The 25,484-nt window shown below is 67.3% G+C and carries 37 protein-coding genes and 1 pseudogene; 24 read left to right on the plus strand and 14 right to left on the minus strand.

Annotated features, from left to right (window positions below):
• Positions 1-14: 14 nt before the first annotated feature.
• Both GBA65_RS05250 and GBA65_RS22805 read right to left on the minus strand, forming a co-directional pair.
• Entirely contained in the window at positions 15-593 is a 579-nt protein-coding gene (locus GBA65_RS05250; protein ID WP_207956167.1) for a UbiA family prenyltransferase, read from the minus strand.
• A gap of 8 nt (positions 594-601) precedes the next feature.
• Positions 602-856, minus strand: a complete 255-nt coding sequence (locus GBA65_RS22805; protein WP_207956168.1) for a UbiA prenyltransferase family protein — start codon at positions 854-856, stop codon at positions 602-604.
• 49 nt (positions 857-905) lie between these two features.
• Between GBA65_RS22805 and GBA65_RS05255 the strand changes: the two genes are divergently transcribed.
• The 3 genes from GBA65_RS05255 (at position 906) to GBA65_RS05265 (ending at position 3,426) form a co-directional block, all read left to right on the plus strand.
• Complete coding sequence (locus GBA65_RS05255) at positions 906-1,703, plus strand: carotenoid biosynthesis protein (RefSeq protein ID WP_166395682.1); 798 nt, start codon at positions 906-908, stop codon at positions 1,701-1,703.
• 30 nt (positions 1,704-1,733) lie between these two features.
• Positions 1,734-3,044 (plus strand): FIST signal transduction protein, encoded by a 1,311-nt coding sequence (locus GBA65_RS05260; protein ID WP_166395683.1) that lies wholly within the window; start codon positions 1,734-1,736, stop codon positions 3,042-3,044.
• 145 nt (positions 3,045-3,189) lie between these two features.
• Positions 3,190-3,426, plus strand: a complete 237-nt coding sequence (locus GBA65_RS05265) for a hypothetical protein (RefSeq protein WP_166395684.1) — start codon at positions 3,190-3,192, stop codon at positions 3,424-3,426.
• A 44-nt stretch (positions 3,427-3,470) separates the two neighbouring features.
• Here GBA65_RS05265 and GBA65_RS05270 read toward each other — a convergent pair whose 3' ends face one another.
• The 3 genes from GBA65_RS05270 to GBA65_RS05280 form a co-directional block, all read right to left on the minus strand.
• The gene (locus GBA65_RS05270) at positions 3,471-3,785 is read right to left on the minus strand and encodes an ATP-dependent Clp protease adaptor ClpS (protein ID WP_207956169.1); all 315 of its coding nucleotides are present in this window, start codon (positions 3,783-3,785) and stop codon (positions 3,471-3,473) included.
• Positions 3,786-3,851: 66 nt separating this feature from the next.
• Positions 3,852-4,334 (minus strand): flavin reductase family protein, encoded by a 483-nt coding sequence (locus tag GBA65_RS05275; RefSeq protein WP_166395685.1) that lies wholly within the window; start codon positions 4,332-4,334, stop codon positions 3,852-3,854.
• A gap of 80 nt (positions 4,335-4,414) precedes the next feature.
• Complete coding sequence (locus tag GBA65_RS05280) at positions 4,415-4,984, minus strand: hypothetical protein (protein WP_166395686.1); 570 nt, start codon at positions 4,982-4,984, stop codon at positions 4,415-4,417.
• Between GBA65_RS05280 and GBA65_RS05285 the strand changes: the two genes are divergently transcribed.
• Complete coding sequence (locus GBA65_RS05285) at positions 4,972-5,235, plus strand: hypothetical protein (protein WP_166395687.1); 264 nt, start codon at positions 4,972-4,974, stop codon at positions 5,233-5,235. The two genes, GBA65_RS05280 and GBA65_RS05285, sit on opposite strands and share 13 nt — an antisense overlap.
• Positions 5,236-5,245: 10 nt before the next feature.
• Here GBA65_RS05285 and GBA65_RS05290 read toward each other — a convergent pair whose 3' ends face one another.
• Both GBA65_RS05290 and GBA65_RS05295 read right to left on the minus strand, forming a co-directional pair.
• Positions 5,246-5,491 (minus strand): hypothetical protein, encoded by a 246-nt coding sequence (locus GBA65_RS05290; protein WP_166395688.1) that lies wholly within the window; start codon positions 5,489-5,491, stop codon positions 5,246-5,248.
• 156 nt (positions 5,492-5,647) lie between these two features.
• Positions 5,648-6,025, minus strand: coding sequence for a hypothetical protein (locus GBA65_RS05295; RefSeq protein ID WP_166395689.1), 378 nt, complete (start codon positions 6,023-6,025; stop codon positions 5,648-5,650).
• Between the two features lie 200 nt (positions 6,026-6,225).
• Between GBA65_RS05295 and GBA65_RS05300 the strand changes: the two genes are divergently transcribed.
• The 13 genes from GBA65_RS05300 (at position 6,226) to GBA65_RS05360 (ending at position 15,611) form a co-directional block, all read left to right on the plus strand.
• Entirely contained in the window at positions 6,226-6,609 is a 384-nt protein-coding gene (locus GBA65_RS05300; RefSeq protein WP_166395690.1) for a VOC family protein, read from the plus strand.
• Between the two features lie 227 nt (positions 6,610-6,836).
• Positions 6,837-7,430, plus strand: a complete 594-nt coding sequence (locus GBA65_RS05305; protein ID WP_166395691.1) for a prepilin-type N-terminal cleavage/methylation domain-containing protein — start codon at positions 6,837-6,839, stop codon at positions 7,428-7,430.
• 137 nt (positions 7,431-7,567) lie between these two features.
• Positions 7,568-8,014 (plus strand): prepilin-type N-terminal cleavage/methylation domain-containing protein, encoded by a 447-nt coding sequence (locus GBA65_RS05310; RefSeq protein ID WP_166395692.1) that lies wholly within the window; start codon positions 7,568-7,570, stop codon positions 8,012-8,014.
• Positions 8,015-8,308: 294 nt separating this feature from the next.
• Positions 8,309-8,899, plus strand: a complete 591-nt coding sequence (locus tag GBA65_RS26140; protein WP_407691042.1) for a pilus assembly FimT family protein — start codon at positions 8,309-8,311, stop codon at positions 8,897-8,899.
• Positions 8,892-9,413: a type IV pilus modification PilV family protein gene (locus tag GBA65_RS05320; protein WP_166395694.1), complete on the plus strand. Its 522-nt coding sequence runs from the start codon at positions 8,892-8,894 to the stop codon at positions 9,411-9,413. Before GBA65_RS26140 ends, GBA65_RS05320 begins: the two co-directional genes overlap by 8 nt.
• Positions 9,410-10,069 (plus strand): PulJ/GspJ family protein, encoded by a 660-nt coding sequence (locus GBA65_RS05325; protein WP_166395695.1) that lies wholly within the window; start codon positions 9,410-9,412, stop codon positions 10,067-10,069. Before GBA65_RS05320 ends, GBA65_RS05325 begins: the two co-directional genes overlap by 4 nt.
• Positions 10,066-11,460 carry a hypothetical protein gene (locus GBA65_RS05330; protein WP_166395696.1) on the plus strand — a complete coding sequence of 465 codons (1,395 nt, stop codon included), beginning with the start codon at positions 10,066-10,068 and terminating at the stop codon, positions 11,458-11,460. The genes GBA65_RS05325 and GBA65_RS05330 overlap by 4 nt, the downstream gene beginning before the upstream one ends.
• Before the next feature lie 154 nt (positions 11,461-11,614).
• On the plus strand, positions 11,615-12,082 hold the full coding sequence (locus GBA65_RS05335) for a type IV pilus modification PilV family protein (protein ID WP_166395697.1): 468 nt from the start codon (positions 11,615-11,617) through the stop codon (positions 12,080-12,082).
• The gene (locus tag GBA65_RS05340; protein ID WP_166395698.1) at positions 12,079-12,669 is read left to right on the plus strand and encodes a prepilin-type N-terminal cleavage/methylation domain-containing protein; all 591 of its coding nucleotides are present in this window, start codon (positions 12,079-12,081) and stop codon (positions 12,667-12,669) included. The genes GBA65_RS05335 and GBA65_RS05340 overlap by 4 nt, the downstream gene beginning before the upstream one ends.
• The gene (locus GBA65_RS05345) at positions 12,669-14,177 is read left to right on the plus strand and encodes a hypothetical protein (protein WP_166395699.1); all 1,509 of its coding nucleotides are present in this window, start codon (positions 12,669-12,671) and stop codon (positions 14,175-14,177) included. The genes GBA65_RS05340 and GBA65_RS05345 overlap by 1 nt, the downstream gene beginning before the upstream one ends.
• 174 nt (positions 14,178-14,351) lie before the next feature.
• Entirely contained in the window at positions 14,352-14,540 is a 189-nt protein-coding gene (locus GBA65_RS26985; RefSeq protein ID WP_323127074.1) for a hypothetical protein, read from the plus strand.
• Between the two features lie 475 nt (positions 14,541-15,015).
• The gene (locus GBA65_RS05355) at positions 15,016-15,255 is read left to right on the plus strand and encodes a DUF433 domain-containing protein (protein ID WP_166398356.1); all 240 of its coding nucleotides are present in this window, start codon (positions 15,016-15,018) and stop codon (positions 15,253-15,255) included.
• The gene (locus GBA65_RS05360) at positions 15,255-15,611 is read left to right on the plus strand and encodes a DUF5615 family PIN-like protein (RefSeq protein ID WP_166395700.1); all 357 of its coding nucleotides are present in this window, start codon (positions 15,255-15,257) and stop codon (positions 15,609-15,611) included. The genes GBA65_RS05355 and GBA65_RS05360 overlap by 1 nt, the downstream gene beginning before the upstream one ends.
• Positions 15,612-15,842: 231 nt before the next feature.
• Here GBA65_RS05360 and GBA65_RS23990 read toward each other — a convergent pair whose 3' ends face one another.
• From GBA65_RS23990 to GBA65_RS05380, 3 genes are read right to left on the minus strand one after another with little or no spacing between them, the layout of a single operon-like run.
• Positions 15,843-16,193, minus strand: coding sequence for a DUF5615 family PIN-like protein (locus GBA65_RS23990; RefSeq protein WP_166398358.1), 351 nt, complete (start codon positions 16,191-16,193; stop codon positions 15,843-15,845).
• A gap of 9 nt (positions 16,194-16,202) precedes the next feature.
• The gene (locus GBA65_RS05375) at positions 16,203-16,403 is read right to left on the minus strand and encodes a DUF433 domain-containing protein (protein WP_407691066.1); all 201 of its coding nucleotides are present in this window, start codon (positions 16,401-16,403) and stop codon (positions 16,203-16,205) included.
• Between the two features lie 53 nt (positions 16,404-16,456).
• On the minus strand, positions 16,457-17,188 hold the full coding sequence (locus GBA65_RS05380; protein WP_166395702.1) for a response regulator transcription factor: 732 nt from the start codon (positions 17,186-17,188) through the stop codon (positions 16,457-16,459).
• Positions 17,189-17,211: 23 nt separating this feature from the next.
• Here GBA65_RS05380 and GBA65_RS05385 point away from each other — a divergent pair, with 23 nt between their 5' ends.
• Positions 17,212-17,703 (plus strand): hypothetical protein, encoded by a 492-nt coding sequence (locus GBA65_RS05385; protein ID WP_166395703.1) that lies wholly within the window; start codon positions 17,212-17,214, stop codon positions 17,701-17,703.
• 417 nt (positions 17,704-18,120) lie between these two features.
• Here the strand turns inward: GBA65_RS05385 and GBA65_RS05390 are convergent, their stop codons facing one another.
• Both GBA65_RS05390 and GBA65_RS05395 read right to left on the minus strand, forming a co-directional pair.
• Complete coding sequence (locus GBA65_RS05390; protein ID WP_166395704.1) at positions 18,121-18,612, minus strand: iron-sulfur cluster assembly scaffold protein; 492 nt, start codon at positions 18,610-18,612, stop codon at positions 18,121-18,123.
• Positions 18,613-18,616: 4 nt separating this feature from the next.
• A complete protein-coding gene (locus GBA65_RS05395; protein ID WP_166395705.1) occupies positions 18,617-19,507 on the minus strand; it encodes a sulfurtransferase in 891 nt (296 codons plus the stop codon).
• A 450-nt stretch (positions 19,508-19,957) separates the two neighbouring features.
• On the opposite strand from GBA65_RS05395, the gene ychF reads away from it, so the two are divergent.
• The 5 genes and pseudogenes from ychF to GBA65_RS26150 all read left to right on the plus strand — a co-directional run.
• The gene (gene ychF / locus GBA65_RS05400; protein WP_207956171.1) at positions 19,958-21,043 is read left to right on the plus strand and encodes a redox-regulated ATPase YchF; all 1,086 of its coding nucleotides are present in this window, start codon (positions 19,958-19,960) and stop codon (positions 21,041-21,043) included.
• Positions 21,044-21,047: 4 nt separating this feature from the next.
• Positions 21,048-21,449 carry a glycine/sarcosine/betaine reductase selenoprotein B family protein gene (locus tag GBA65_RS05405; protein ID WP_166395706.1) on the plus strand — a complete coding sequence of 134 codons (402 nt, stop codon included), beginning with the start codon at positions 21,048-21,050 and terminating at the stop codon, positions 21,447-21,449.
• Positions 21,450-21,476: 27 nt separating this feature from the next.
• A complete protein-coding gene (locus GBA65_RS05410) occupies positions 21,477-21,701 on the plus strand; it encodes a hypothetical protein (protein WP_166395707.1) in 225 nt (74 codons plus the stop codon).
• Between the two features lie 142 nt (positions 21,702-21,843).
• Complete coding sequence (locus GBA65_RS23995) at positions 21,844-22,536, plus strand: DUF6391 domain-containing protein (RefSeq protein ID WP_166395708.1); 693 nt, start codon at positions 21,844-21,846, stop codon at positions 22,534-22,536.
• Positions 22,536-23,117: pseudogene (locus GBA65_RS26150) on the plus strand (thioredoxin-like domain-containing protein); the annotation flags it as partial. The gene GBA65_RS23995 and the pseudogene GBA65_RS26150, both read left to right, overlap by 1 nt.
• Positions 23,118-23,386: 269 nt before the next feature.
• Here GBA65_RS26150 and GBA65_RS22820 read toward each other — a convergent pair.
• Positions 23,387-23,689, minus strand: a complete 303-nt coding sequence (locus tag GBA65_RS22820; RefSeq protein ID WP_207956172.1) for a hypothetical protein — start codon at positions 23,687-23,689, stop codon at positions 23,387-23,389.
• A 542-nt stretch (positions 23,690-24,231) separates the two neighbouring features.
• Here GBA65_RS22820 and GBA65_RS22825 point away from each other — a divergent pair.
• Positions 24,232-24,387, plus strand: a complete 156-nt coding sequence (locus GBA65_RS22825) for a hypothetical protein (protein WP_207956173.1) — start codon at positions 24,232-24,234, stop codon at positions 24,385-24,387.
• Positions 24,388-24,485: 98 nt separating this feature from the next.
• Here the strand turns inward: GBA65_RS22825 and GBA65_RS05425 are convergent, their stop codons facing one another.
• On the minus strand, positions 24,486-25,475 hold the full coding sequence (locus GBA65_RS05425; protein WP_166395709.1) for a Gfo/Idh/MocA family protein: 990 nt from the start codon (positions 25,473-25,475) through the stop codon (positions 24,486-24,488).
• Positions 25,476-25,484 lie beyond the last annotated feature (9 nt).

The raw sequence follows: 25,484 nt of genomic DNA on the forward strand, positions 1-25,484 counted from the left end.
GCTACTCGTCGGGCTCACGGGTAGGCCCCAAGGGAGATCGCCGCGACGAGCTGCACCCCGGCGACGGTCCCGGCGACGTACGGGAAGGCGATGGAGAACGGGTACAGCCGGTGCCCGGTCTCGGGTGTCGGGCGCGTGTTCAGCGACCACAGGAGCCAGCCGGCGTAGGTGGCGTTCACGAGCGCGACGAGCGGGTTGACGAGCGCGAAGCAGACCGTGGCGATCGTCCACCACGCGCCGCTCCACAGGACCACGCCGCGGGCCCCGAGCCGGACCGCCGTCGTCCATATACCCACGTTCCGGTCCTCGTCTATGTCCTGCACGGCGTCGAAGGTGTGCTTCGCCGCGCTCCAGGCCATCAGGCCCAAGGCGGCGGGCCACAGGACGCCCTCGCCGAGCGCGAGCGGGACGAAGACCAGCGGGAAGGCGTAGGCCGCGTTGCTCAAGGAGTCGAGGTAGGGGCGGGCCTTGAAGCGCAGCGGCGGGGCGGAGTAACCGACGAAGAGGACGGCGTAGAGCAAGAACCAGAGGTTCGCCCCCCACGGGTAGAAGGCGAGGAAGTAGAGGAGGAACGGCACGTTGGTGAGGAGCACGCCGAGGGCTATGGGCGGACCTCACGCGGCGAGATCCTCGCGCCCTCCAGCGTCCCCTTGCGGGGGTTCTTGGCGTCCGTCTCCTGGTCGAAGACGTCGTTGACGCCGTAGATCAGGAGGTTGAACGGCAGCGTGAGCCAGAGGAGCAGCGGCAGCGCCTCCCACCGCCACAGGTCGCCCGCGAGCCAGACCCCGACGACGGCGGGACCGATCGTGTTGATCCACAAGACCGGCCGCGAGATGTGGAAGAGGCGAGGGAGCATACGAGCAATATACCAGCCGCTCGACGGGCGCCTGGGCTACCATACCCCCGTGATCCGCAGAGTCTTCGCCGCCGCCCCGCGCCTCCTGATCCTGGTGAGCGCCCTCTTCCTCGGCGCCTCGTACTTCACCGTCCGCTTCCCGGACGTCCCCGGCGCCGGGATAGGCTCGTTCGTCTCGACGTTCCTGATCGCGCTGCCCGCCCTCGCCGCCCTCCTCGCCTACCTTGGCCCCGCAAAGGCGGCCCTCGCCTTTCTCGCCCTCGCCGCCTTCGGCTACGCGATCGAGACGACGGGCGTCGTCACCGGCCTCCCGTACGGCACGTTCTTCTACGGGGACGCCCTGGGCCCGAAGCTCTTCGGCCTCGTCCCGTTCCTGCTCCCGATCTCCTGGGCGCCGCTCGTCCTCGGCGCCGTCGCCGCGGCCGCCCCGAGGCCCAGCTACGGGCGGGGCGCGGCGAGGACGATCGGCTGGATCTTCCGCTCCGCCGTGCTCCTGACCCTCATAGACGGCGTCCTCGACCCCGGCGCGGCCTCTCTGGGCTTCTGGACCTGGCCGGAGGGCGGCCCCTACTACGGCATCCCCCTGAGCAACTACGCCGGCTGGCTTCTCTCCGGCGCCCTCGCCACGGCCCTCGTCCTCGCGTTCGGGCGCAGGAGGTGGGGGAGGGTGGCGCCCCCGCCCGGCATGGTCGACAGCGCCGTGATCGCCGTCGCCTTCTGGGTCGGGGTCGCGGTCTTCTCGGGGCTCCTCTTCCCGGCGGTCCTCGGCGCGGCGCTCTTCGTGTACCTGCTCCACCGCAGGCTGCGGCTACGCAACTCCGGCAAGCGCCGGGGCGGCGCGGTATAAAGGCCTGAGGCGAGAAGCGGAGGTCAGGGCATGCAGTGGGCAACGGCGGTATCGCGTAAGACCTCCTTCGAGGAGGCCGTTCTGGAGTGCGCGGGGAGCGTCCGGGCGGAGCTCGGGCCCGGACCCGTCACGGTGGCCTTTGTCTTCGTCACGCCCCACTTCGCCGAGTTCTACGACGGGCTGCACGAGACGCTGAGCGGGGCGCTCGCCCCCCAGACCCTCCTCGGCTGCTCCGCGGGCGGCGTGATCGGGGGCGGCGAGGAGGTCGAGCAGGCGCCCGCCATAACCCTGACCGCCGCGCGCCTCCCCGACGTCGTCGTCAAACCGTTCCACCTCGGGGAGGGGCTCCCCGACATGGACGGCCCGCCCGACGCCTGGGAGGAGCTCGTCGGCGTCCGGCCTACGGAGGAGCCGCAATTCGTCCTGCTCGCCGACCCGTTCAGCACGAGGTCCGAGGCCCTCCTCGCCGGCCTCGACTTCGCCTTCCCCGGGGCGGCCAAGATCGGGGGGCTCGCCAGCGGCGCGACCTCCCCCGGCCTCAACGCCCTCTTCCTGAACGACGAGGTCCACACGGAGGGCGTGATCGGGGCCTCCTTCACCGGCGACGTCGTCGTGGATACGGTGGTCGCCCAGGGTTGCCGCCCGGTGGGCGAGCTCATGCAGGTAACCGCCTGCGACGGCAACATCCTGCGCGAGCTGGAGGGCCGCCCGGCCCTGGAGGTCCTCCAGGAGCTGTTCTCCGGCATGGACGAGGAGGAGCGCCGCCTCGCGGGCACCTCGCTGTTTATCGGGGTCCTCATGGACGAGTTCGCCGAGGACGGCAAGGTCGGCGACTTTCTCGTCCGGAACCTTATAGGCATAGACCCGAAGAGCGGGGCCCTGGGCGTCGGGGAGCGCCTGCAGGAGGGGATGCGGGTCCGCTTCCACCTGCGCGACGCCAAGACCTCCGCCGAAGACCTCCACGCGATGCTCACGGGCTACGAGAACACCCTGCCCCGCAAGGACGACCTCTCGGGGGCGCTCCTCTTCTCCTGCCTCGGGCGCGGCGAGCACCTCTACGGCGAGCCGAACTTCGACACGGCCGTCTTCAAGCAGCACCTCGGCGAGCTGCCCGTCGGCGGGTTCTTCTGCAACGGGGAGATCGGACCGGTCGGGGGCGAGACCTTTTTGCACGGCTACACCTCGTCCTTCGGCCTCTTCCGCCCCCGCACGGGAGACGCCCTCCTCGAAGGGGACGTCCCGGACGAGGGCGAGCTCGGCGACCCCGAGCCGACGATGCCCGGGCGAGCCCCGGAGCTCCTCCGCCCCGACGAGCCGCGCGAGCCCGAACCCCTCGCCTAGGCCAGTCTCCGTCTGGAGCGCGCGGAACGGGTGCCCGGGGCCGGCTCCGCCGCCCCCGCATTAGGATTCGTTAACGTAAGCTGATTTACGTGAAACATGTGTGTAATATACGGCCCCGAAGACGAGTCGAGGCAGGAGGGCCGCCATGCTCCAGGCACAAGTCGTTACGAACCTCGGATCTTCGGCGGGTGTGCGCTCCACTTCCGGGGTCCTCAGCGAGACGCCGGCCTACCAGGGCGGCTGGTGGGACGGGCGGTTCCAGCCCGTGCAGACCTTTGCCGAGAACGACCACCTGAACGACTGGGACGGCGCCGACCGTCTCGCCTACTACCGCGGCTATCGCGAGGGCCTGCGCGTCCGGAGGATGCTCGGCAAGAGCTGAGGGTCTCCGAGCTCCAGACCCGGGGGGCGCAGACCTCTCCCTGGCTACTCCGCAGGTTCGAGGCTTATGGTCAGGCCCTCGCCCTGCAGGCGCTCCTTGTAGAGCTCCGCGAGCTCCTTGTGGCATCGCTTGACCACCGCCCGGCCCGACGAGTGGGCCTCGTACATGATCCTGGTGGCCCTCCCGATGGTCATCCCCGGTAGGACCTTCTTCAGGATCAGCACCACCCTCGGCATGGAGTTGTCCCAATCGTTGTGCAGGAGGACGTTCCAGGGAGGTTCGGTCGAGTTCTTGCGGCCCGTTCGCTGCTCTCTCTGTTTCCCTATCTTCGTCGCGCTCATGGTTTGCCACTCTGCCACGCCGCACCGCCCGCCGCATCACCTTTTTGGGCCATATTTTCGAGGAGGCGTCCCTCCGGGCCGGTTCTAGCCGCCGTAGTCCATGGGGGTGTCGAGGTCGGTGAGGATGTCCGCGGGGCGCTTGAGGGCGGCGGAGGCGACCTCGCCGAGGTAGACCGTGTGGTCGCCGGCCTCCATCTTGTTCACGATGCGGCACTCGAGGTGGGCGAAGGCCTCGTCGAAGAGCGGGGCGCCGGTGGCCTCGCCCGTCGTGTAGGCGGAGCCGCCGACGGTGCCGGCGTCGTTGTCGAGGGGCTCGGTGAACTTGCGGGCGAGCTCCTCCTGGTCCGTGGAGAGGAAGTTCAGGGAGAAGACGCCGCCGGACTCCATGAGGTCGTGGGTGTGCTGGTCCTTGCGCACCGCGACGACGACCTGCTGCGGCTCGAAGGAGACCTGGCTCACCCAGCAGGTCGTGAAGCCGTTGGCCTCGCCGTTCGCCCCGATCACCCCCGTAATGTAGAACCCGTAGGGGACCGTCTTCAAAACCTCGGTGCGGATCTGACCCTCCACGCAGCCCCTCCTTCTCTCGATCGGACGAGGGGAGTCTACAAGAGAAGGGCCCGGTCCATACGCCGGTCTCCTACCGCGCCCTACAAGCGCCCCGAGCGGATGATGCCGACGAGCAGGGCGAGGCCGAGCACGGCGGCGAGGACGAAGCCGACGAGACCGAAGACCCCGATCCCGAGGAGGCGCACGCCGCTCTCTCCGAAGACGCCCATGAGGGAGGAGCCCAGGACGAGGCCGCCTATGAGGAGGGCGAAGACGAGCCGGTTGGCGAGGACGTCGACGCGCGAGATCAGCTCGTCCAGGCCCCGGTGCTTGAAGGCCACCTCGATCTCGCCGTCCTTCAGCTCGTCGAGCAGGGAGTGGATCTGGCGCGGGTACTCCGCGTAGGCGTCGCCCTGGACGAGCCTCCCCGCCGTCCGCTCCACGACGTAGAGCGGGTCCCGAAACCTCCGTACGAGCTCCCCGGCCGCCTCCGCCGCCGCAACTGTCGCCGGCGCCGCCTCCCCCGGGGGCGTCACCTCCGGCCCCCCGAGCCGCTCCGCGTCGACGAGGGCGTCGAACAGCCCGGCCACCTCCGTCGGGAGCACGACCCCGCCCCTCCTGGCCGCCTCGAGGCCGCGCGCCCGGATCTCGCGGAGGGGTGCTCCCGCCACAGCGGCCCGCCCAGAGAGCCGAGAACGTCGCGGAGCTCGCGCCGGAGCACCCGGTCGTCTTGGGGCACCGGACACCCGAGCAGCGGCAGGGCGCGCGCCACGCCGTCCGCGTCCCCGCGCCGCACGGCCGCCAGCACCTCCGCCAGCCCCGCAGCCGCTCCCCGTCCAGGGCGAAGGCCTCCGTCGGGTCCGCGAACCACAGCTCTCCGTCCGCCCACGCGAAGCGCTCCCGCGCGGCATCGGCGAAGTAGAGCCCCTCGGTCAGCGCGAGCCGCACGAGCGCCCGCGAGGCCTCCGGTAGAACCACGACCGGCGCGTCGGCCCCTCCGGCGCCTCGAACGTCGCGCAGCGCCCCGTCGAGTACCGCCGGTAGCTCTCCGGCACCCGGAGCCCGAACCCCTCCAGCTCGCGCAGGCGCCGGGCGGCCTGTGCGGCGAAGAACATGTCCCGGCGCTGCCCGACGTACCGGGCGAACTCCGCGACCGCCTGCACCGGGTCGAGCGGCATCCCCCCTCCGTCCCTCCCGCGAGCCGCCTCCGGACCACGTCCGCCACCGGCCGCATCGCCAGGAGGTCGCGGCGTATCCCCGGGCGGTTCACCACGACCCGCGCGGGCCGTCCCCCGGCAGCACCGCGAGGTGCGCCTGCGTCAGCACCCCGACCCTCACCGGCGCCTCCCCGAACTCCACGAAGAGACGCTCCAGGGAGTTCCCGAGCTCCCTCTCCACGAGCGCTCGCACCTCGGGAAGGGGATCTGCCGGGACGTCGACGAGGCCCGCTCCAGCTCCGAGACCACGTCCGGCGGGAGGACGTCGCCCCGCGTCGAGAGGAAGCGCCCGAGCTCGACGAACGTCGGGCCCAGCTCCTCCATCGCCAGCCGCAAGCGCGTGCCCACCCGGCCCACGTCCCGCGCGCGGCGTCCCAAGAGGAACCGTCGCCCGAACACGTAGCCGAACCCGTAGCGCGCCCCGACCTGGGCGATCCTGGCCGCCCGCCGGGCCGCCCCCTCCGGCAACCCCCGCGTGACGTTCCCCGTTTCCACGCCGCAAGCTTAACAGCTTGGTGGCCGTCAGCAGATCAGCAACCAGCCACCGACCCATCTCGCGCCCGGCAGCGAAGCAGCATACCCTCGAGCCTCCCGCGCGTACGGGGAGCCGCGCTGTCCTAGAATAACCTCGGCTCCGGCGGGGATAACCCCTCGCTGAGGGCCGACGGCAAAAGCTAGCGACGGAGGAGCGTCCGATGCAATACGTTCACACCTGCTACCGCGTCCTGGACCTCGACAAGAGCCTCGACTTCTACACCAACAAGCTCGGCCTCGAGCTCGCGCGCAAGAGCCCCATCGGTTCGAGCGCCACCAACGCCTTCCTCGCCGTCCCCGGCGACCCCGAGCCGCGCCTCGAGCTCACCCTCAACCACGACCGCGAGCAGCCGTACCCTCTCGGCGAGGGCTACAGCCACGTCGCCTTCGCCGTCGAGGACCTCGACGCCCTGGCCGAGAAGCTGGAGAACGCCGGCGGCGTGGACTTCGAGAGCAAGCCCCACGCCATGAGCAGCGGCACCCGCCTCTTCTTCGTCAAGGACCCCGACGGCTACCGCATAGAGTTCATCGAGCGCAAGAACTAACGGCGGCGCAAGCCGCGTCACGCACGGCAGCGTCGGGCCCCTCGTCGGGCCCGAGGCTGCCCGTAGTTGCCTATTTCTCGAACGCAAGCGCGGCAACGCCTGGGGGGATAAGCCGAACTTCATCCCCCCGGGACGATGCCCCGTCGTCCTCCGCCTGACATCGTCTCCTCGGATCGGGCCAGTCCCCGAGCGCGAACGAGGCACGAGGAGAGGCGGGCGTACGGAGCGTGACAGAGCTTGCAAGGTCGGCATGGCGGCGCGACGAGCGGGGCTTCACCCTCCCCGAGCTCCTCGTCACCATCGCCATCCTCGGCATCCTCCTCGTCATCGCGATGATCGTCTGGTTCGGCCTCCTGGAGCAGCGCCGGGTCGACGCCGCCACCAACCAGCTCAAAGCCGACCTGCGCCTCGCCCACACCAGCGCCACAAACCAGCTCACCGACTGGCGCGTCGTGCTCGTCCCCGACAGAGCCGCTGAAGACGAGGGCCCGGACTATTACCTCGTAAAGCTGGCCGCTCCATACCCCGCCACCGCCACACCCGTCGTCGACCCTGCAACCCCTCCAGAGCCACGAACCTTCCCCGCCAACGTTAAGGTGATGAACATAGCCGGCACCCTCGACACTGGCGCCGGAGGCTGGGCCGTCCCGCCGACCACCGTCGGACAGACCCGGACCGTCGAGTTCAACACCGACGGGACCATGAGGTTCTACGGCGGCGTCAGCGGCTCCACCTGCGTCACGATAGACACGAGCCCCGAGAACAGGCTGACCGTCCTCGCCGCGACCTCGCGCGTGAAGGTCAAGGCCGACGCGTGCTAGCCCCCATAAAACAGCGCTCGAAAAAGTTTCCGAAAAACTTCGTCTGGAGGTGTCTAGAACCTCGCGGGGTGGGCCTAATACCAGTGTCAGCAACAAACAAGCAAGCGGTAAGCAAGTAAAGAGAGAAGGAGAAGGACATGCTGAATTGGTTTGCCCGCAGGTTGAAGGAAGCACAGGAGAAGGACAAGACCGGGCAGGGCGGCTTCACGCTCATCGAGCTCCTTGTCGTCGTGATCATCATCGGCATCCTCGCCGCCATCGCCATCCCGACGTTCCTGGCGCAGAGGGACCGGGCCCGCTCGAGCGCGGTCCAGAGCGACCTGAGGAACGCCGCGGCCGCCGCCCAGGCCTGCGCCGCCCAGAACAACGACAGCTACAACGGCACCGCCGGCGCCACCCAGAACTGCACGTCCCTCACGGTCCTCGACACCTCCTACGGCTTCAACGGCACCACGGGCGTGACCGTCACCCCGGCCTCCACCGGCCCGACGAACTGGAGCGCCACCGGCTCGCACGGTGCCAACCCGACCGGCACCGACTACACCTTCAACACCGACACGGGCCGGGTCGTCGAGGTCACCTGATCCTAGTCTAAGCGCCCGCGGTACCGAGGCGCCCCTCCGGGGGTGCCTCTTGTTACTTCAGCATCATGAGTTTTGAGCTAAGTAAGAATGTGGGCTTAGTCGGGCCTTCTCAGTGGATCGCATGCAGCACATGCCATTTTTGGAGACCAACTTGTTCCATTACTTTCTCTACTTCTGTCTTGGAGTTCGGCACAGGTTGGTCGGGTACCGGAGGGCTTTCCGTGACTTTGAAGCAATAAAGCTCTCTGCGTGGACGCACTAAAGGTTTTCCTGTTCTTGACCGACAACTAAAGCATGATCTCGTGGAGTAGAGCGTTGAACTTTTATCGAGAGGCAAGAGGCTTCACCTTGGGTGAGGTACTGGTCACCATCACAATAACGGGGATCTTGTTCGCCATAGCAGCTGCCTCTTGGCAAAACGTAGTCGAAAGCAGACGAGTAGACTCCGCTACTAACCAAGTCAAAGCAGATCTGCGGCTGGCTCACACAAGCGCGAGTAACCGTCTCGGTGCAGCGAGGCTGATTTTTAATGGCAATGGTTCGCCTGTGACCTGCAACGGTCAGTCAGCAGCCTACTGCCTCGTAGAGCCCATACCCAGCGGAGGCACCGTTCAGAGGCCGCGCAATTTCGAATCGAACACTATACGTCTTACATCTCCCAATCTGTTTCTGGCTTCTGGCCCTATCACCATAGAGTTTGCGGCCAATGGAACGGCGAGTACGGTGGGAGCAGCCCTGAACGCGGGTTTGACCGGTGTTACGGATAGGTGCCCCTCCAGCACGCCCTCCGGTGTGCCTCGTATCCAAGTTTCGTCGAACGCTAGCAACCCCACAACGCATTGCCTGACGTTTAATATCGCGACCTCGAGCATCAAAGTTGATTAAGGCGTTGAAGAACGAGGCCGGGTACTCGCTGGTGGAGGTAATGGCCTCGATCGTCATCCTCTCCATCGCGATCATCCCGATGGTCAGCATGTTCGACGTGGGCCTCAAGAGCGCGTCCCAGGGTGGCAAATACGATAAGGCTCGAACGCTCGCGAATCTGACGCTTGAGGAGGCCAAGAGCCTACCGTACAACACCAGTACCGTTGGGGACCAAGAGGTGCGCGATACTTTCCCCGAGCCCGCTTCGACTACCACTACGTACAGCGGATCGGGGTCTTACGAATCCTCGTACAGGGCGGTGACAGGCGGCGCGTCGGGCGATTTCTCGGGCTTCGAGTTCAAGGTGCGGAAGCAGTTTCTCGATCAGCCACCCGTAGGCTCGGCGACGGACCCAGCAGCCGCGTCTCAGAGTTTTGCCGACAAGGCCAGCGACGACGGCCTGATCAGGATAACCGTTACGGTTCGCTGGGACGGCAACAAAACCTACAGTGCAGACGGCGTGGTGGCTAAGTGAGGAAGATAAGGCGCCACCTGCTTGCGGACGAGACAGGGTTCACCCTTGCAGAGATGATGGTGGCGATCACGGTCATGATCGTGGTGTTCTTCGCTCTGCACAACATCTTCAGCATGAGCCTGCGCGTCTTCTCCTTCGGCAACGATAAGGTCGAAGCCGTCGAGAACGCTCGGCTGGGCGTAGAGCGGATGGAGCGGGAGTTGAGGGGTGCGTACTCCTACGACAAGAGCAACGCTTCGGCCTCGGACGATCACCTCTTCTTCAACCTATCGAGTCCGGGCTCCGCCGCGATGCCAGGCAGCACGCAGATGACATTCGGGAATGAACTTACCAGTGATATGAAGCTCACCTGTCCTTCTACGGGTACGTGTGAGTTCTTTACTTACAAGCTTACGCAGCCGAACTCCGGCGCAGCGTGCACGGCCGCTCCGTGCACGCTGCGCCGAGTCAATTCGAGTAGCGCATCGGCTACGGGAGATGCCTTGGTGGAGTCAGTCGCGCTCAACGGGCTCAGCTTCTCTTACTTCAGGGCCGATGGCACGGCGGTCACGGCCAACGAAGGCGAGATCGAGAGGGTGCAGGTGCGGCTCAACGTCAACGTAGACGGACGTACCCAGGTGCTTACGACAAATGTGGATCTGAGGAACAGGCTATGAGCAGCATAAAAGCGTTGTTGCGGGACGAATCAGGGATGACGATGGGCCTTGCCGTCATCATGTTGGTTCTCATAGGTGTCATGGGTGCCGGGCTGCTGACGTTCGTGCAGCGCGACCTCGACGCGGTGGTTACGGACAATAAGGGTCAGCGAGCCTTCGAGTTGGCGGATGCCGGGGTGCAGGCCGCGAAGCGTCAGCTTACCTCCGATTCTATCCCCGGCCATTATGACGGGGGTTCGGCGGATGTTCGGTGGGCGACGAGCCAGGGGGGGACGAGCCTGACGAACTTAGACGGGAGCGCGGCTACTACCGACTCCGTCAACGTAAAGATCGAGTATAAGCTTGCCAACAACTCCTTCGTCGTAACGTCTACGGGCGATTACAGCGACGCCAGGCGCAGGATCGAGGCGGTATTCACCCGGACGGCGGGGGCTTCACTACCGCCGGCCTACTTCACGCGTAACAGCCTCAACGTCAACGGAGCGTTTGCTTCCGATGCCCTTAGCTACTTTGCGCTTGGTAACGCCACCATAGGTGTCAGTAGCACACAGTTCAGTTTGGGCAACTCGGACGACGCGGGTTTCAAGAGGTGGGCCGAGACCACCGACAGCCAGTCGTACCCCAACGCCTTCAACGCCACGGCTCGGAGCAGCTCGCTTGGAGGAATAGCCGTCAGAGGCACTCTTACGAACAACAACTCAACTGATGGTTTGGTCGCCAAGAACACAAGAAGCTTCGACAGGCTGACCTCTCCTAGGGTTGTAGCCGATTACTACGCTAGCAAGACTACCCCGTCTACCAATCCCGTCGATCCCTCCATAATATCTTTCCCCTTCGACCCTACCCTGCTCCAAAACCCCGACGGTAGCTATGCGTTTATCGAAACCCTCCGGGCGGAGGCGCAGAAGCAGGAGACGGCCACCCCTGGCAATGACAACTACCGCAACCCCTCGACTGCCGGCACGACCTACAACATCAACCCTTCCGACTGGCCTTCGAGTTCGAGCGAGAACACCGTTGTCTTCTACCGGTTCCCGACCTGGAACGTGAACAACAAGGTGGTCTGGAACATCAACGCACCCTGCACCAACAGTACGAGAAAAGGGGTAATCGTTGTCGAAAACGGCAACTTCGAGATAGCAGGTAACCGCGGTGGCTTCAACGGCACGGTGGTAACCTGGGGCGGTGTAGATCCTGCTACCGGACAACCGTATCCGGATCGAGGTAAGTTTACTTCAGCGGGAGGTGCTTGCATGACGGGGTACGCCAACGCTAGCGGTGATATGACGCTCTCTGGCAACTTCAGCGCCGGCACAGTGCCGGGTCTGAGCTCGATAGCGGCCTTTGCGGGCAACGTAAAGCTCGTTAGCTGGCGAGAGCTGTACAGCTAGCGCGTGCGGTTAGATCTCAGGGAACTTGCTGCGAGAGCCGGACAGCTGCGAACCTCGAGCATCGGCTCTCCCCGAGAGGTCGGAGAAGGCTTTTCGCAAGGGACGGGAGCGTCGGGTAGGATACGTTGGGGTGTTTCGCCGGGAGAATGATCTGATGGGTAGGTTGCGGTCGGGGGAGTCCGGGTACTCGCTGGTCGAGGTGATGGTTTCCATCATCATCCTCTCCATCGCGATCATACCTATGGTGAGTATGTTCGACGTCGGGCTCAAGGCGGCTACCAGGGGCGGAAGTTACGATCAGGCACGCGCTCTGGCGAACGAGAGGCTGGAGGAGATCAAGGCGCTGCCGTTCAAGAACGACACGCCTCAAAATGATAGCGTGGTGGAGACCTACCCTCCGGGCAAGAAAACACTTCCTGGAGGTCGAGGGTTCGACTCCGTGGTGACGACGGCCTATCAGGATGTGAATAGCGCCGGGGAGTACCGCGACTCCGGCAAGGACGACATCAACCCGGCGAACGACGGGAAGGTTCGTACCACCCGGATGAAGGTCACGGTGGACGTGACGTGGAACGGGAACTCTTTCACGGCTACCGGGCTTGTGGCCTCGGGGACCAGGTGAAGCGTAGGGAAGACACGAGCGTCCACCCCCTCGCGAGGGAGGACGGCTTCACGCTGGCGGAGATGATGGTCACGATGGTGCTTATGGTCGTGGTCCTGTTCGCGCTCTACAACATCTTCGACATGAGCATCAGGGTCTTCTCCTTCGGCAACAACAAGGTCGAGTCGGTGGAGAGTGCGCGCGTCGCGATGGAGAGGATGGAGCGCGAGATCCGGTCTGCACATCCCCGGAACAGGGCGGCGGGGGACCGGACCGTCATCTTCAACTTTGCCACGGGACCGCAGGGCGGTATCGCCTTCGGCAACGACTCGAACAGAGACCGTATGGTACAGACTAGCGAGCGCATCTCCTACGAGGTAGACGGCTCTGCCCTTCGCAGAAGGGCAGGCAGTAGCGCCACCGCGGATACTCTCGCCGAGCCCCTTCGCAACGACGGTCTGAGCTTCACGTACTTTCGGAGCGACGGAACTACGCCTGCTGTCACGGAGGCACAGGTGGCTATCGTGCGCATACGGGTTGCGGTGGACGTGCGAGGGCGGGTCCAGACGCTGGAGACGGACGTGGCGTTGAGGAACCGGGGCGTCTGATGCTGCGTCGCCTCGCGAGGGACGAGTCGGGGATGACGATGGGGCTCGCGATCATCATGATCGTGCTGATCGGGGTGATGGGCGCCGGGCTCCTGACCTTCGTGCAGCGGGATCTGGAGACCGTGGTCGAGGTGAACCGGGGCCAGAAGGCTCTCGAAATGGCGGACGTCGGGGTCCAGGAGGCGCGGAGGCAGCTTATAGCCGACCCCGTCCGCCAGCATTACGACAGGAACCCTGACAACGACTGCGACGCCCCTCGCCAGCGCAAGGGGGAAGACTGGTCGCCCAACACGGGCAGTCCGGGATGCGGCAGCGCGGAGACCGCAGCCGGGATCACGCGCTCCTTCGAGGGCGGCCGGTTCCAGGTTACGGTCGAGTGCTACGTCCAGAGGAACGACCCTTCGACCCCTGCGGGTGCCGTGCCCTGCTCGAACGCCGAGACCGGCGCTGCCCCGGAGGACGCAGATCCCCGTCGCAGAAGCTTCTTCAAGGTCGTCTCGACCGGGCTCTACCCCGATGAGGAAGGCGCGAAGCGCAGGGTGGAGGCCATCGTCCAGAGGGAGAGCCGGCCCCTGCCGCTGGCGTATTACACGCCCGAGAACATAGACCTGAACGGCACCGTCGAGGTGAGCGGGGTGAGCTTCTTCGCGGGGGCAACATCACCGGGCCGGGGCAGCTCCACGAAGATCGGCGCTGAGCCCGACCTCTTGCTGGGCGACTGGAGCACCAGCAGCCCGAGCACCTCCTACGTCCCCTCCTCCGACTACAACACGCTCCCGCGTGGCACCGCTTCCACCGGCTTCGGCGCAGCGGGAAGGGTCTGCGCGAGCAACAACACGACGGGTTGCAAGGCCCCTCCGAACGGGACGAGCTACTTCGACTCGGAGACCGATATCTCGCTCGTAGCCAAAGAGGACCCGGAGGCCGCGAACGAGACCGGCACGATCTCCTACCCCTTCGATCCCGCAGCACGCCCGGACATGGAGCTCCTCATGGAGGAGGCGATGACGATAGGGACCTACTACACCCCGTCGGGAGGCTCCTTCAGCATAAACCAGGCGGTCATGGATCAGGCGCAGACCGGAACGTCCACGCCCGTCGTCTTCGTGGATTTCCAGGGTGCGGCGAGCACGGGCAGCAACGTCAAGTTCGACACGGACTACGACAACGCCAGCGCGCCGGTCGTCCTCGTGGTCAGGAACGGCAACTTCGACTTCGAGGGCAGCAATGGTAAGAAGGACGGGGACGAGGACGGCCAGGCCGAGCTCAGGGGCGTCGTGATCGTCGAGGGCGACGGCTCCAAGACGGGTTCGTACAAAGCCGCGGGCAACAGCGAACTCGCGGGCTTCGTCTTCGCCGACGGCGACATTACCCTCACCGGCAACGCCAGGGCTGAGTCCCTGCTCAGGCCGGACGATAGCGGCAACGCGGTGCCCACCGACTTCTTCGAGCGCATGCTGGCGTTCAACAGGATCCGGCTCTGGAGCTGGCAGGAGGTCTACCAGTAGCCCCACGAGTCCCGTGGTTACGGGGCTCGCAGGCCGAGCGCGCTTATCTGGAATTGGAGACAGGTACTCGCGGTGGATCCGAGCGCGCATCCTTTATGGTCGGCTATCCCGTTGTGCATCAGGCTCCGCGCCACGAGGGGAGCTCGACGGCTCTTCGAGGACGGCAACTCACGGGTGGCTGTGACGAGCCTGATCTCAACCGCTGCCCATCCCGTCCACGTCCACGAGACCCTCTCGGATGGCGTGGAGGACGGCCCGGGTACGGTCGTAGACGTGCAGCTTCTTGTAGATGTCGGAGACGTGGTTCCTGACCGTCTTCTCGGAGATCGCGAGGGAGCAGGCAGGCTGCTGGCGCTAGGGTAGGACGGTTTCGGATCGATCCATGCTGGGCTTTGGGATGGGCGGATGCGCGTCTCCTATAATCAGGGCATGGACAGGTCCAGGCGCGCTATCCGGGTTCGGGGTCTGCACGAGCAGGGGAGAGATGCGGAGCTTGAGGGAACGACGCCCGCCGAGCGTCTCTGCATGATGTGGCAGCTCGCCGTCGACGTGTGGGCGTTCAAGGGAGAGCCCGGTGCTGAACAGCGATTACAGAGACATGCTGTACGCATTATCCGAGGAAGGCGTTAGGTTCCTTGTTGGCGCATATGCTCTGGCCGTCCACGGACACGTAAGGGCCACCGGAGATATGGACCTTTGGGTGGAGCGCGGAGGGGACAACGCTGCAGCTCGCGCTCGGTGAGCTGCGGGGCAACAGGCTCCTCCGCCTCCTCGAGGGCGTCTGGGGGACGCCTGTATAATCGGTTCGTTTCTTGTCCCGCTCGTGAGGGAGAGCATGGTGGATTGGCGCGGCTACATACACGCGGACCCGAAGGTACTGGTCGGCAAGCCCGTCGTGAAGGGGACGAGGCTCTCGGTGGAGTTCTTGCTCGGGCTATTCGCCGCGGGATGGACGGAGGAGCAGGTCTTGAGTAACTATCCCACGCTCACGCCCGAGGGGCTGCGGGCGGTCTTCGCCTTCGCCGCCGAGAGCGCGCGGGAGGAGAGCATGTACGCGCTTCCCCTCGAGAAAGGCTAATGCGGTTTCTGGCCGACGAGAACTTCCCGTCGGCCAGTACGGGCAAGCTGCGAGAGGCGGGGCACGACATCACCGACGTCGCCGCGGACCTCCCCGGTGGCGATTACGAGGAAGTCCTGGCGCGGGCCGCCGGCGAAGCGCGAGTAGTGCTCACTTTCGACCGCGACTACGGCGAGTTGATCTTCCGCCCGGGGCTACCGACCCCGGCCGGAGTGATCTATCTGCGCTTTGAGCCGCATCACCCGGGAGAGCCCGCGGAACGCTTGCTGGAGCTGCTGGACGCCGGCAGCCTCCCCATCGAAGGCAGATTCACGGTCCTGGAGCGTGACAGGGTGCGCCAGCGGCGTCTGCCGTAGGCGCGTCAGCGGCGGCCCACGCCGTCGACGTCGCCGAGCCCCTCCCGGATGGCGTGGAGGACGGCCGGTTGTAGACGTGGTTGCGGACGGTCTTCTCGGAGATGCCGGAGGAGCGGGCGATCTGCTTGTCGCCGTTGCCGCGGGCGAGCGCGAGCTGGGGGTCGTAATGGTATCGTCGACGTGGACCGTACCGCTCGTGGTTTGCATGGTGCGCCGGTGCGACGCGCCTTCCTAGTCTTCCCGTCTTCGGAGACGCACGACTCCTGGCGTGATAACCGCGAACGCCCCGGGGTATTCTTCGGCGTGCTCTTCGATGGCTGCGGATACGATGCTCGCCTTGGCCTGTGCGTTCAGCCCCGATAGACGGACCAGTATCACGCCCGAATGCACGCGCCTCTGCCGGAAGACCAACTCTCCGAAATCCCTGTCTGCCGTTATCGGCAGGGCTTGTTCGCGGTTTGCGGAGTCGAGCACCTCATCGTCGGGTATCCCGGGCTCCATCTCCGCCACGTACGTAACCTCGTGACCGTCTTCTCTGAGGCGTTCGACTACCGGATACTCGACGCCCTCGTCCGCCAGCAGGCGCGAGACCTATCCCGCTTCCGCAGAGACGGGGTAGACCACGTCGGCGCGTAGGGCCTTGGAGGCGAATCCCAGGGCTGCGAGTATGCTTTCCTCGCTCAACCTGGGGTACTCGGCGACGATCTGCTCCTTGCTCTCGCCCGCCGCGAGCTTCTCCAGAATAGATTCGACGGTGATGCGGGTGCCCGACACGACGGGTTTACCCATCATCACCGAGGGGTCCGAAACGATAGCGTCTGATCTCACTTGTCAGGCTCCTTGCTCTACGACGCTCCCGAAGCCAAGTATAGCCCCCCCGATCCGGATGGTACCGGCAGACCGGTTCTCGACCGTCTGCCGTACCGTCCACGTCGACGAGGCCCTCCCGGAGGGCGTACGGCCCGGGTGCGGTCGTGGACGCGGCTCCTCGCGATCTTCTCGGGGACGCCGGGAGAGCGGGCGATCTGCTTGTTGCCGCGGGCGAGCGCCCCGATGATCTGCAGCTCGCGCTCGGTGAGCTGCGGGGCGGCGGGCTCCTCCGCCTCGGCCTCCTCGAAGGCGAGGAGCATCTTGCGCGCTATCTCGGGGGCCATGATGGTGTCGCCGGCGTAGACGGTCCTTATGGCGCGGGAGAGGTCGTCGGGGGTGCAGTCTTTGAGGAGGTAGCCGTTGGCGCCCGCTTTTATGCCCTGGAAGACGTGCACGTCGTCGGCGTGGACGGTGAGGATGAGGACCCGGGCGGTGGGGAGGAGGTCGCGGAGCTTCCTGGTCGCCTCGACGCCGTTCATCACGGGCATGCTTATGTCCATGAGGACGACGTCGGGCTGGAGCTCCAGGCACATCTTCACGCCGCTCTCGCCGTCGTGGGCCGTGCCGACGACCTCGGTCTCGGGCTGCGCCCCGATCATCCTCCCCAGACCGTCCGTGAACAGCGGCTGGTCGTCGACTATCGCAACCCGGATCACTCGGAACCCCCAGAACCCCGCGCCCATGTAAACGAAGCCACACTCTAGCATCGTCGGTTTCCCCCCGGTAGGTCATGCAGGCCGCCCCGTCGCCGGACCGCTACACTACGGCAATGGCGGAGTGGCGCGAGAAGACGGCCGGGGTTGCCCGTGTCGGGATGACCTGGGGCGGCATCGGCGGGGTGATAGGGTTCGTGATCTCCTTGCTCGGTCCCCTCGCGGGGCTTATCGCGGCGGGCTTCGTCGGCGCCTCCTGCGGGCGCCGCTGCCCCCGTGCCTCGGGAGAGGAGACGGCGTCGGGAGGGGCCCTGGCCGGTCTCCTCGGCGGGCTCATCGCGGCGCCGGTCTTCGCCGTGGGGGCGGCGGCGGGGTCGGTGGCCGCCGCCCGCAGGATAGGGACCGAGACCATCGCCCTGACGCTCGAGGACGTGGTGGGCACCTCGGTCTCGCCCGACGAGGCCTGGCGCCTCTACCTGCTGAGCCTCGTCTTCGCCGCGATCGTGCAGATCGCCCTGCTCGTGACCTTTGCCGCGACCTCGGGTGCCCTGGCCGCGAGAAAGGCCTAGAGGCTCCGGACCCGACGGTCCCCACCGGCAAGGTTCTCCGCAAACACCCTCATTCAGCGCTGGCGGTAGGTCCCTGATGCTAACCCGCGCCTCGCGTACGCGCCATTCCTGCGACGCTGCTAAAGCGAGCTTGCCACCTTGGCGAGCCCGTCGAGCACCCCGGTGGAGTTCGGTGCGTCCCCGAGGATAGAACGAGCACGTTGCGCGGCCTGCTCGGGGAAGGATGCCTGGTTGGGTAGCACGTAAGGCTTTCTGCTCCGCGGTTCGCCGACGGCCTCGTCCCGGTGCCAGAGGGCGAACGACGGCGGTCGCGGGCGCGAGAGAAAGCTCTTCGGACGGTGTGGGACCAGTTCGTCCGCAAACGAAAGGGAGGTCTCGCATCTTTGCGGGGCCTCCCTCGTACCGGTTCGGTGCCGGCTACTCCTTCTTGGCTGCTTCGGCGGCGCCTTCGCCGAAGACGAGGCCCTCGTCGGCGGCGGGCTTCTGGCCGGGGCGGGTGACGCCGGCGTCGGCGAGGACCTTGTCCTGCTGGTAGCGGCGGATCGCGGCCTTGAGGGTGCCGAGGCCTAGAGTGGCGCACTTGGGACGGCTCGCGACGATCTGGCGCCCGAGCTGGTCGATCATCTCGTTGTAGTCGAGCTCGAGGACCTCGTCCATGGTGAGCTTGTTGTCGACGACCTGCTCCAGGAGCATGCTGGACGCCGCCATGCTGATGGTGCAGCCCTCGCCCTCGTAGGTGACGTCTTCGATGTGCTCGTGGTCCTCGGCCCCCTTGAGGTAGACCGTCACCACGTCGCCACAGCCCGGGTTGCCCCCGGGCATCGCGACGTCCGCGCCCTCCAGCTCGCCGCGATGGCGCGGCTTCTGGTAGTGGTCGAGGAGGATCTGTATCTGTAGCTGCCTATCCAACGCCTTACCTCTCTATGGGGGCGCGCACGGAGTTGCCCCACTCCGTCCACGAGCCGTCGTAGTTGCGCACCCTCTCGTACCCCAAGAGGTACGTCAAGACGAACCACGTGTGCGACGAGCGCTCCCCTATGCGGCAGTACGCCACGTTGTCCCCCTCGGGCGACAGGCCCGCCTCCCCCTCGTAGATCGCCCTGAGCTCCTCCGCGCCCCTGAACGTCCCGTCCTCTTTCGCCGCCCGCGCCCACGGCACGTTCGCCGCCCCCGGGATGTGCCCGCCCCTCAACGCCCCCTCCTGCGGGTAGTCCGGCATGTGCAACAGCTCGCCGCGGTACTCCCCGGGGCTCCTCACGTCGACGAGGCCGCCCCCGCCCGAGCGCACCTTCTCAAGGTGCTCCACCACGTCCTCGCGGAACGCCCTGATCTTCTCGTCGTCGCGGCTGGGGACGGGGTAGTCGGCCGGCGGGAACGACGGGACCTCCTGCGTCATCTCCCTCCCCTCGGCCTCCCACTTCACCCTGCCGCCGTCCATCACCCGCACGTCGCGGTGGCCGAAGAGGCGGAAGACCCAAAGCGCGTACGTGGCCCACCAGTTGTTCTTGTCCCCGTAGAAGACGACGGTGGTGTCCGGGCCTATGCCCTTCTCGCTCATCAGCGCGGCGAACCTCTCCGGGTCGACGTAGTCTCGGGTGAGGGGGTCGTTGAGGTCCTCGACCCAGTCGACCTTCACCGCGTTGGGGACGTGGCCGACGTCGTAGAGCAAAACGTCCTCGTCGCTCTCGACGATGCGCACGTTCTCGGTGTCGTTGAGGTTGTCGGCCACCCACTGCGTCGTCACCAGAGCCTCCGGGCGGGCGTACCCCTTCTGCTGTATCTCTTGTTCTGCGCCTTGCGCCATCGACACTCCTTCAGGATAAAAGACTTGCCACACTCTGCTTCGGATGATTTTAACGCACCTGTGTAAGGCCACGGGGTGATAGGGGGCACGACTGGTCCCCGGCGGGCTCCCCGTCGTGCCGAAGTCCGTCCTCGCCTTGGGCTGCTGGAGTGCGTAGGGCTTCGCGGGCCGGGCTCAACGGGCCCGGGTCGGGCGACGGGGATCGCGTGGCATATCTACCTCGGCTTGATCTCCCTCATTGGTGCCACGCAGGCCTCCGCCGGGGCTTCCTCGTGCCGGCTAACGCGGTCTCTTGCAAGCTGCCTCTCCGAGCGAGGGGAGCTCCCTGCGCCTCTCGGGCTCGCCCTGATCCTGCCCGGCGTCGCGGACGGGACGCTTTCCCTCAGCCTTCCGGAGCGTTCTCGCCAGAGACCGCCTTCGGAATTGTTACAAGCTGCTACAATAGCGGGTATGAAAGTAGGAATCGTAGGTCTCCCGAATGTCGGCAAGTCGACCGTATTCAACAGCCTCACGAAGGCGGGTGCCGCGGAGGCGCAGAATTACCCGTTCACCACGATCGACCCGAACCTCGGGGTCGCGGCGGTGCCGGACGAGAGGTTAGACGCTCTCGCGCGGGTGATGGAGAGCCGCAAGGTCGTGCCGGCGACGGTGGATTTCGTGGACATCGCCGGGCTCGTGCGGGGCGCGAGCCGGGGCGAGGGGTTGGGCAACCAGTTTCTCGGCAACATCCGCGAGTGCGAGGCGATCGCGCACGTCGTGCGGTGCTTCGAGGACGAGAACGTGATCCACGTCGACGGCAAGGTGGACCCCGTCGGGGATATCGAGACCATCAACACCGAGCTTCTGCTCGCCGACCTCTCCACGACGGAGCGCCGCCTGGAGCGCGTCGGGCGCGCCGCCAAGAGCGGGGACGCGAAGCTGAAGGCCGAGGCCGCCGAGCTTGCCGGCCTCGTCGAGCACCTCTCGGACGGGAACCCCGCCCGGACGTACCCGCGCTCGGAGGTCATGGCCGAAGCTCTGGGGACGCTCATCACCGCGAAGCCGACCCTGTACGTCGCGAACGTGGACGAGGAGTCGGTCGCCGACGGGAACCGCTACAGCGCCGAGGTCGAGAAGCTGGCCGCGCGCGAGGGGGCGGAGGCCGTCAGGTTGTCCGCGCGGCTCGAGGCGGAGATAGCGGAGCTCCCCGAGGAAGAGTCGCGGGAGTACCTGGAGATGCTCGGGGTGGAGTCCACGGGCTTCGAGGGGTTTATACGGGCGGCATACAAGCTGCTCGGGCTCATCACGTTCTTCACGGCCGGGGAGAAGGAGAGCCGGGCGTGGACCGTGCGGGAGGGCTCGACGGCGCGGAGCGCCGCCGGGCGCATCCACTCGGACATGGAGCGCGGGTTTATAGCGGCGGAGGTCGCCCACTGGGAGGGACTCGTCGACGCGGGTTCGTGGGCGAAAGCGCGCGAGGCCGCGAAGGCCCGCCTCGAGGGCCGCGATTACGTCGTCTCGGACGGCGACACCATGATCGTGCGCTTCAACGTCTGATCCCTTGCCGGACCTCCCTTTCGTCCGTCCGCGAAAGCCCCTCGAAGGGTGCCGCCTCGCGCTCGTCACCACCGGTGGCATCCATCTGCCCTCGCAGCCGCGCTTCGACATAGACGACCCGTCGGGCGACCCTTCGTACCGCGAGATCCCGACCGGCGCCACCGCCCTCACCTGGACCCACGCCTACTACCGCCCGGACGAGGGCACCGACCTCGACGCCGTCCTCCCGCTGAGGACGATGGCCGGTCTCGCCGCCGAGGGGATCGTCGGGGAGCTCAACGGCAGACACTTCTCGTTTATGGGCGCCATCCACGACCCTGCTCCGCTCGCGGAGGAGACGGCCCCCGAGGTAGCGCGCAAGCTCGTCGGAGACGGGGTGGACGTCGCGCTCCTCACGCCCTCCTGACCGCTCTGCCACCGGTCCGTGGGGCTGGTGAGCCGGGCTCTGGAGGACGCGGGGGTGGCGACGGTGACGCTCGCAATGGAGAGGGGCGTCGCGGCGCCGAGGGTCGCGTTCGTGCCTTTCCCGTACAACTACCCGATGGGGGAGCCGGGGGACGCCGGGCGCCACAGGGAGGTCGCGCTCGGGGCTCTGGGTCTCCTCGGCGAGCTGGACGCACCGGGCGAGGTCGACCTACCCTTCCGCTGGCGGGGCTGAGCCGTACAGGGCGCACGCGGCGGCGCGTGCGGGACGCTCCTCTCCGGGGCTTCGGGTGGCGATCTTTAGAAATCCGGCCGCTTCCGGTCTGCCCGGCGGTATAATGAGCGGGAATAGAACCTCGCGTAAAGGGTGAGTCGAAGTGGCCTTTCTGTTTCTGGCATTCGTGGCCGTGGTGTTCGTTGTCCTACTGTTTCTGCTGCCGATCCTCTACTCGCTGCAGGCCGTCGGGAGCCTGTTCGTGTATCCGCGCCAGCTCAAGAACATGTTCGGGAACAGGATCCTGCGCCGCAACCACGCGCTGGAGCACGCGACCATCGTGGTGATGATGGAGCGGAGCCCCGGGCGCCGGTTCAACGGCTTCTCGGACGACGACGGCTTCTTCGTGCAGGGCGTGCGCTCGACCGACGAGGTGGACAGCGCCGCTCGCGAGGCGCTGCGCCGCATGACGGCGGGGGAGAAGGGGCTCGCCATCCACCGCAACTGCGGCACCACCATCGTCGCGGCGAACCTGCTCGCGGCGGTGTTCTTTCTCGGGGCGATCGGGCTCGGGCTGCTCATGGAGTGGCCGCTGTACCTGATGATCCTGGGCGGCATCGCGCTCTCGCTGCTGCTGCGCGTGCCCCTGAGCCTCCTGCTGCAGCGCTTCGTCACGACCGACGCCGACCTGACGAACGCCGAGGTCGGCTGGGTCGAGCCGGCCCGTCCCCAGGACATGCACGGCGGGTTCATGGGCGTGCTGCTCGCCGCCTCCTCCGCGAGGGTTCGCGTCTTCCACACCGACCCGAACGCCGTGGAGATCATGCGGGGCGACGGGGCGGAGTTCGTCAAGTAGTGGGGCGCCCGTCCTCCGCGGAGCCGAGGCGCGGCCGGGTTCGCGCCCCGGAGCTCGCGGGGCGCGGCGGCTGGATCAACGCGGCGCACGATCTCTCGCTGGCGCGGCTGAAGGGCAAGGTCGTCCTTCTGGATTTCTGGTCCTTCTGCTGCATCAACTGCCTGCACATCATCGAGGAACTCAGGCCGCTCGAGGAGCGCTTCGGCGACGCGCTGGTCGTGGTCGGGGTCCACTCGCCGAAGTTCGAGCACGAGCGCGACCACGGGGCGCTGGAACGCGCCGTCGCCCGCTACGGCGTCCGCCACCCCGTCCTCGACGACCCGGACCGGGCGACCTGGGACCAGTACGGTATCCGCGCCTGGCCGACCCTCGTGCTCGTCGACCCGGCCGGGTACGCGACCGCGGCCGTCTCCGGCGAGGGGAACGCCCGGGCCCTCGAACGCGAGATAGCGCGCATGATCGAGGAGCACCGCGAGGCGGGCACCCTCGACGAGACGCCCGTCTCCGTGCTCCCGCCGGACGTGGGCGGCGGCGCCCTGCGCTTCCCCGGCAAGGTCGCCTCCGGCCCCAACGGCCTCGTCGCCGTCGCCGACTCGGGCCACAACCGGATCGTCGTCTCGCGCACGGACGCCGCAGGCGAGGGCGCCGAGACCCTGGCGGTGGCGGGGACGGGTGCCCGCGGCCTCGCGGACGGCGGCTTCGCGGAGGCGAAGTTCGCCGATCCGCAGGGGATGCTGTTCCTCGACGGGGAGACGCTCCTCGTCGCGGACACCGGGAACCACGCGATACGGCGCCTGGACCTGCGGGAGGAGACCGTCGAGACGATCGCCGGCAACGGGGCGCAGGCTCGCTACGGGGCGAATGGCGGGCGCGCGAGGAAGACGGCGCTCAACTCCCCCTGGGACCTCGCGTGGTGGGGCGGCGTCGTGGTGGTCGCGATGGCCGGGCCGCACCAGCTCTGGGCGCTCGACCTCGAGGCGGACGACGTCGGAGTGCTCGCCGGGAGCGGGTTCGAGTCCCTCGGCGACGGCCCCGCGCAAATGGCCGCCCTCGCCCAGCCGAGCGGGCTCGCCCCCGACGGCGAGGGGCTGTGGTTCGTGGACTCCGAGACCTCCTCCCTGCGCCGCCTCGACCGCTCGGGGCGCGTCTCCACGGCGGTAGGCTCCAGCCTCTTCGACTTCGGATATGAGGACGGGCCGGCCGACGAAGCGCTCCTGCAGCACCCGTTGGGCGTCGTCTCGACGCCTCGCGGCCCCGTCGTCTGCGACACCTACAACTCCGCCCTCAGGCTCTACGACGCGGAGAACGGCGAGCTCTCGACCCTCGCCCGCGACGGTCTGAGCGAGCCCTCGGGGGCGGCGGTGCTCGGCGACGGCACGCTGCTCGTCGCGGATACGAACAACTACCGGATCGCGCGGGTGGGGGAGGACGGCGAGGTGCGGCCGTTCGAGCTGCGGGGCTCCTGCCGCCCGAACCCGTCCCCGCGGAGGGTCCCGCGCCCCAGCCCGTGGGCCGGTCGAGCTCGCGGGCGCGGTGGAGTTGAGCGCGACCCTGGCCCTCCCCGAGGGCAGAAGCTGGATCCCTCGCTCGGGCCGCCGGTCCAGCTCTCCGTCCACTCCGACGGGCTACTCCCGAACGGGGACCTGCTCCTCACCGGCGAGGAGTTGCCCATCCGGGCGGCCCTGGAGCTCACCGGTGACGAGGGCACCCTCGACGTGCTGCTGCGCGTGGGACCTGCGAGGAGGGCCGGGTGCGGTCTGCCACCTCACGGAGCGTCGCTGGCGCGTGGAGGCCCGCCGGGACGACGAGGGCTCCCCGCGCCTCGGCCTGGGGCTCTACCCGGCCCGCTAGAAGGGTTCGCGGGAGCGCCGGCCCGGCGAGGACCGCGCAGCCGATCCCCCGGCGCTTCGCGTGCGTGGCGCGGAAGGTTCGCCCTCTCTTCGGAAGCTCTAGACCTTCTGTGGCGTTCCGCCCGAGCGCGCGGAGCGGAGCAGGGCGTCCAGGGCGCGGGCGTTGCCGAGGATCTCGTCTGGCCCCACCGCGGGGTCGCGGCCCTCGCGGACTGCGCGGGCGAACTCCTCGAGCTCCTTCGCGTACGGGTCTCCGGACCCGAAGCTCTCGGCCTCGAGGTCCGTGCCGTAGCGGGCGTCGAGCTCCCCGCCCGCCTTGTCCGCCCGGAACGGGGCGCTCAGCGAGATCCTACCGTCCGTGCCGGTGATCTCGAGCCGCTCGCGCCTGCTGGAGGAGATGCTGCAGGAGATTATGCCCACGCCGCCCTCGAACTGGAGGACCCCGCCGAGGTCCCGGTCCGCGCCCTCCTCGTCGAAGAAGCCGAAGGCGGTGGCCCGCACGGGCTCGGAGCCGAAAGCCAGCCTCAGGCCGCTGACGCAGTAGCAGCCGACGTCCCCCAGGGAGCCGCCGCCCAGGGAGCCCACGCCCCTCACGTCCTCGGGGTCGTCGAGGCGGTGCCCGAACTCCGCGACGGCCTGGCGGATCCCGCCGATGGCCCCGGACCTCAAAATCTCCGCGACCCGGGCCGTCTGCGGGTGGAACCGGTACATGAAGCCCTCCATGAGCGCGAGGTTCCGCCCCCTCGCCGCCTCGACCGCGCGCCGGGCCCCGTCGGCCTCCAGGGAGAACGGCTTCTCGCAGAGGACGTGCTTGCCGGCCTCAAGGGCCTTGAGCGTCCACTCGACGTGCATGGAGTTCGGGAGGGGGACGTAGACCGCGTCGACCTCGGCGCTCTCGAGGAGGGAGTCGTAGTCGTCGAAGACCGAGGCGTCGGGGACGAGCTCGCGCACCGCCACCCCCTTCTCGCCGCCCCGGGTGGCAACCGCCGCCACCTCTACCCCCTCGGCGCGTCCGGCCGCCGGGATGATGCCGCCGAGCGCGATCCTGGCGGCCCCCAGGATCCCCAACCTCAGAACGCCGTTGCGCATCTCCGTCCT

The organism is Rubrobacter marinus (genome assembly GCF_011492965.1).
In the GTDB taxonomy this organism is placed as follows: Bacteria; Actinomycetota; Rubrobacteria; order Rubrobacterales; family Rubrobacteraceae; genus Rubrobacter_F; species Rubrobacter_F marinus.

Excerpts from the sequence above, each read along its gene's own strand:
- GBA65_RS22805 (WP_207956168.1), bottom strand. The coding sequence starts at position 856 with ATGCTCCCTCGCCTCTTCCACATCTCGCGGCCGGTCTTGTGGATCAAC.
- GBA65_RS05260 (WP_166395683.1), top strand. The coding sequence starts at position 1,734 with ATGCAGTGGGCAACGGCGGTATCGCGTAAGACCTCCTTCGAGGAGGCC.
- GBA65_RS05265 (WP_166395684.1), top strand. The coding sequence starts at position 3,190 with ATGCTCCAGGCACAAGTCGTTACGAACCTCGGATCTTCGGCGGGTGTG.
- GBA65_RS05290 (WP_166395688.1), bottom strand. The coding sequence starts at position 5,491 with ATGCCGCTCGACCCGGTGCAGGCGGTCGCGGAGTTCGCCCGGTACGTC.
- GBA65_RS05300 (WP_166395690.1), top strand. The coding sequence starts at position 6,226 with ATGCAATACGTTCACACCTGCTACCGCGTCCTGGACCTCGACAAGAGC.
- GBA65_RS05310 (WP_166395692.1), top strand. The coding sequence starts at position 7,568 with ATGCTGAATTGGTTTGCCCGCAGGTTGAAGGAAGCACAGGAGAAGGAC.
- GBA65_RS26140 (WP_407691042.1), top strand. The coding sequence starts at position 8,309 with ATGATCTCGTGGAGTAGAGCGTTGAACTTTTATCGAGAGGCAAGAGGC.
- GBA65_RS05330 (WP_166395696.1), top strand. The coding sequence starts at position 10,066 with ATGAGCAGCATAAAAGCGTTGTTGCGGGACGAATCAGGGATGACGATG.
- GBA65_RS05335 (WP_166395697.1), top strand. The coding sequence starts at position 11,615 with ATGGGTAGGTTGCGGTCGGGGGAGTCCGGGTACTCGCTGGTCGAGGTG.
- GBA65_RS05345 (WP_166395699.1), top strand. The coding sequence starts at position 12,669 with ATGCTGCGTCGCCTCGCGAGGGACGAGTCGGGGATGACGATGGGGCTC.
- GBA65_RS05360 (WP_166395700.1), top strand. The coding sequence starts at position 15,255 with ATGCGGTTTCTGGCCGACGAGAACTTCCCGTCGGCCAGTACGGGCAAG.
- GBA65_RS05375 (WP_407691066.1), bottom strand. The coding sequence starts at position 16,403 with ATGATGGGTAAACCCGTCGTGTCGGGCACCCGCATCACCGTCGAATCT.
- GBA65_RS05380 (WP_166395702.1), bottom strand. The coding sequence starts at position 17,188 with ATGCTAGAGTGTGGCTTCGTTTACATGGGCGCGGGGTTCTGGGGGTTC.
- GBA65_RS05385 (WP_166395703.1), top strand. The coding sequence starts at position 17,212 with ATGCAGGCCGCCCCGTCGCCGGACCGCTACACTACGGCAATGGCGGAG.
- GBA65_RS05395 (WP_166395705.1), bottom strand. The coding sequence starts at position 19,507 with ATGGCGCAAGGCGCAGAACAAGAGATACAGCAGAAGGGGTACGCCCGC.
- ychF (WP_207956171.1), top strand. The coding sequence starts at position 19,958 with ATGAAAGTAGGAATCGTAGGTCTCCCGAATGTCGGCAAGTCGACCGTA.
- GBA65_RS05425 (WP_166395709.1), bottom strand. The coding sequence starts at position 25,475 with ATGCGCAACGGCGTTCTGAGGTTGGGGATCCTGGGGGCCGCCAGGATC.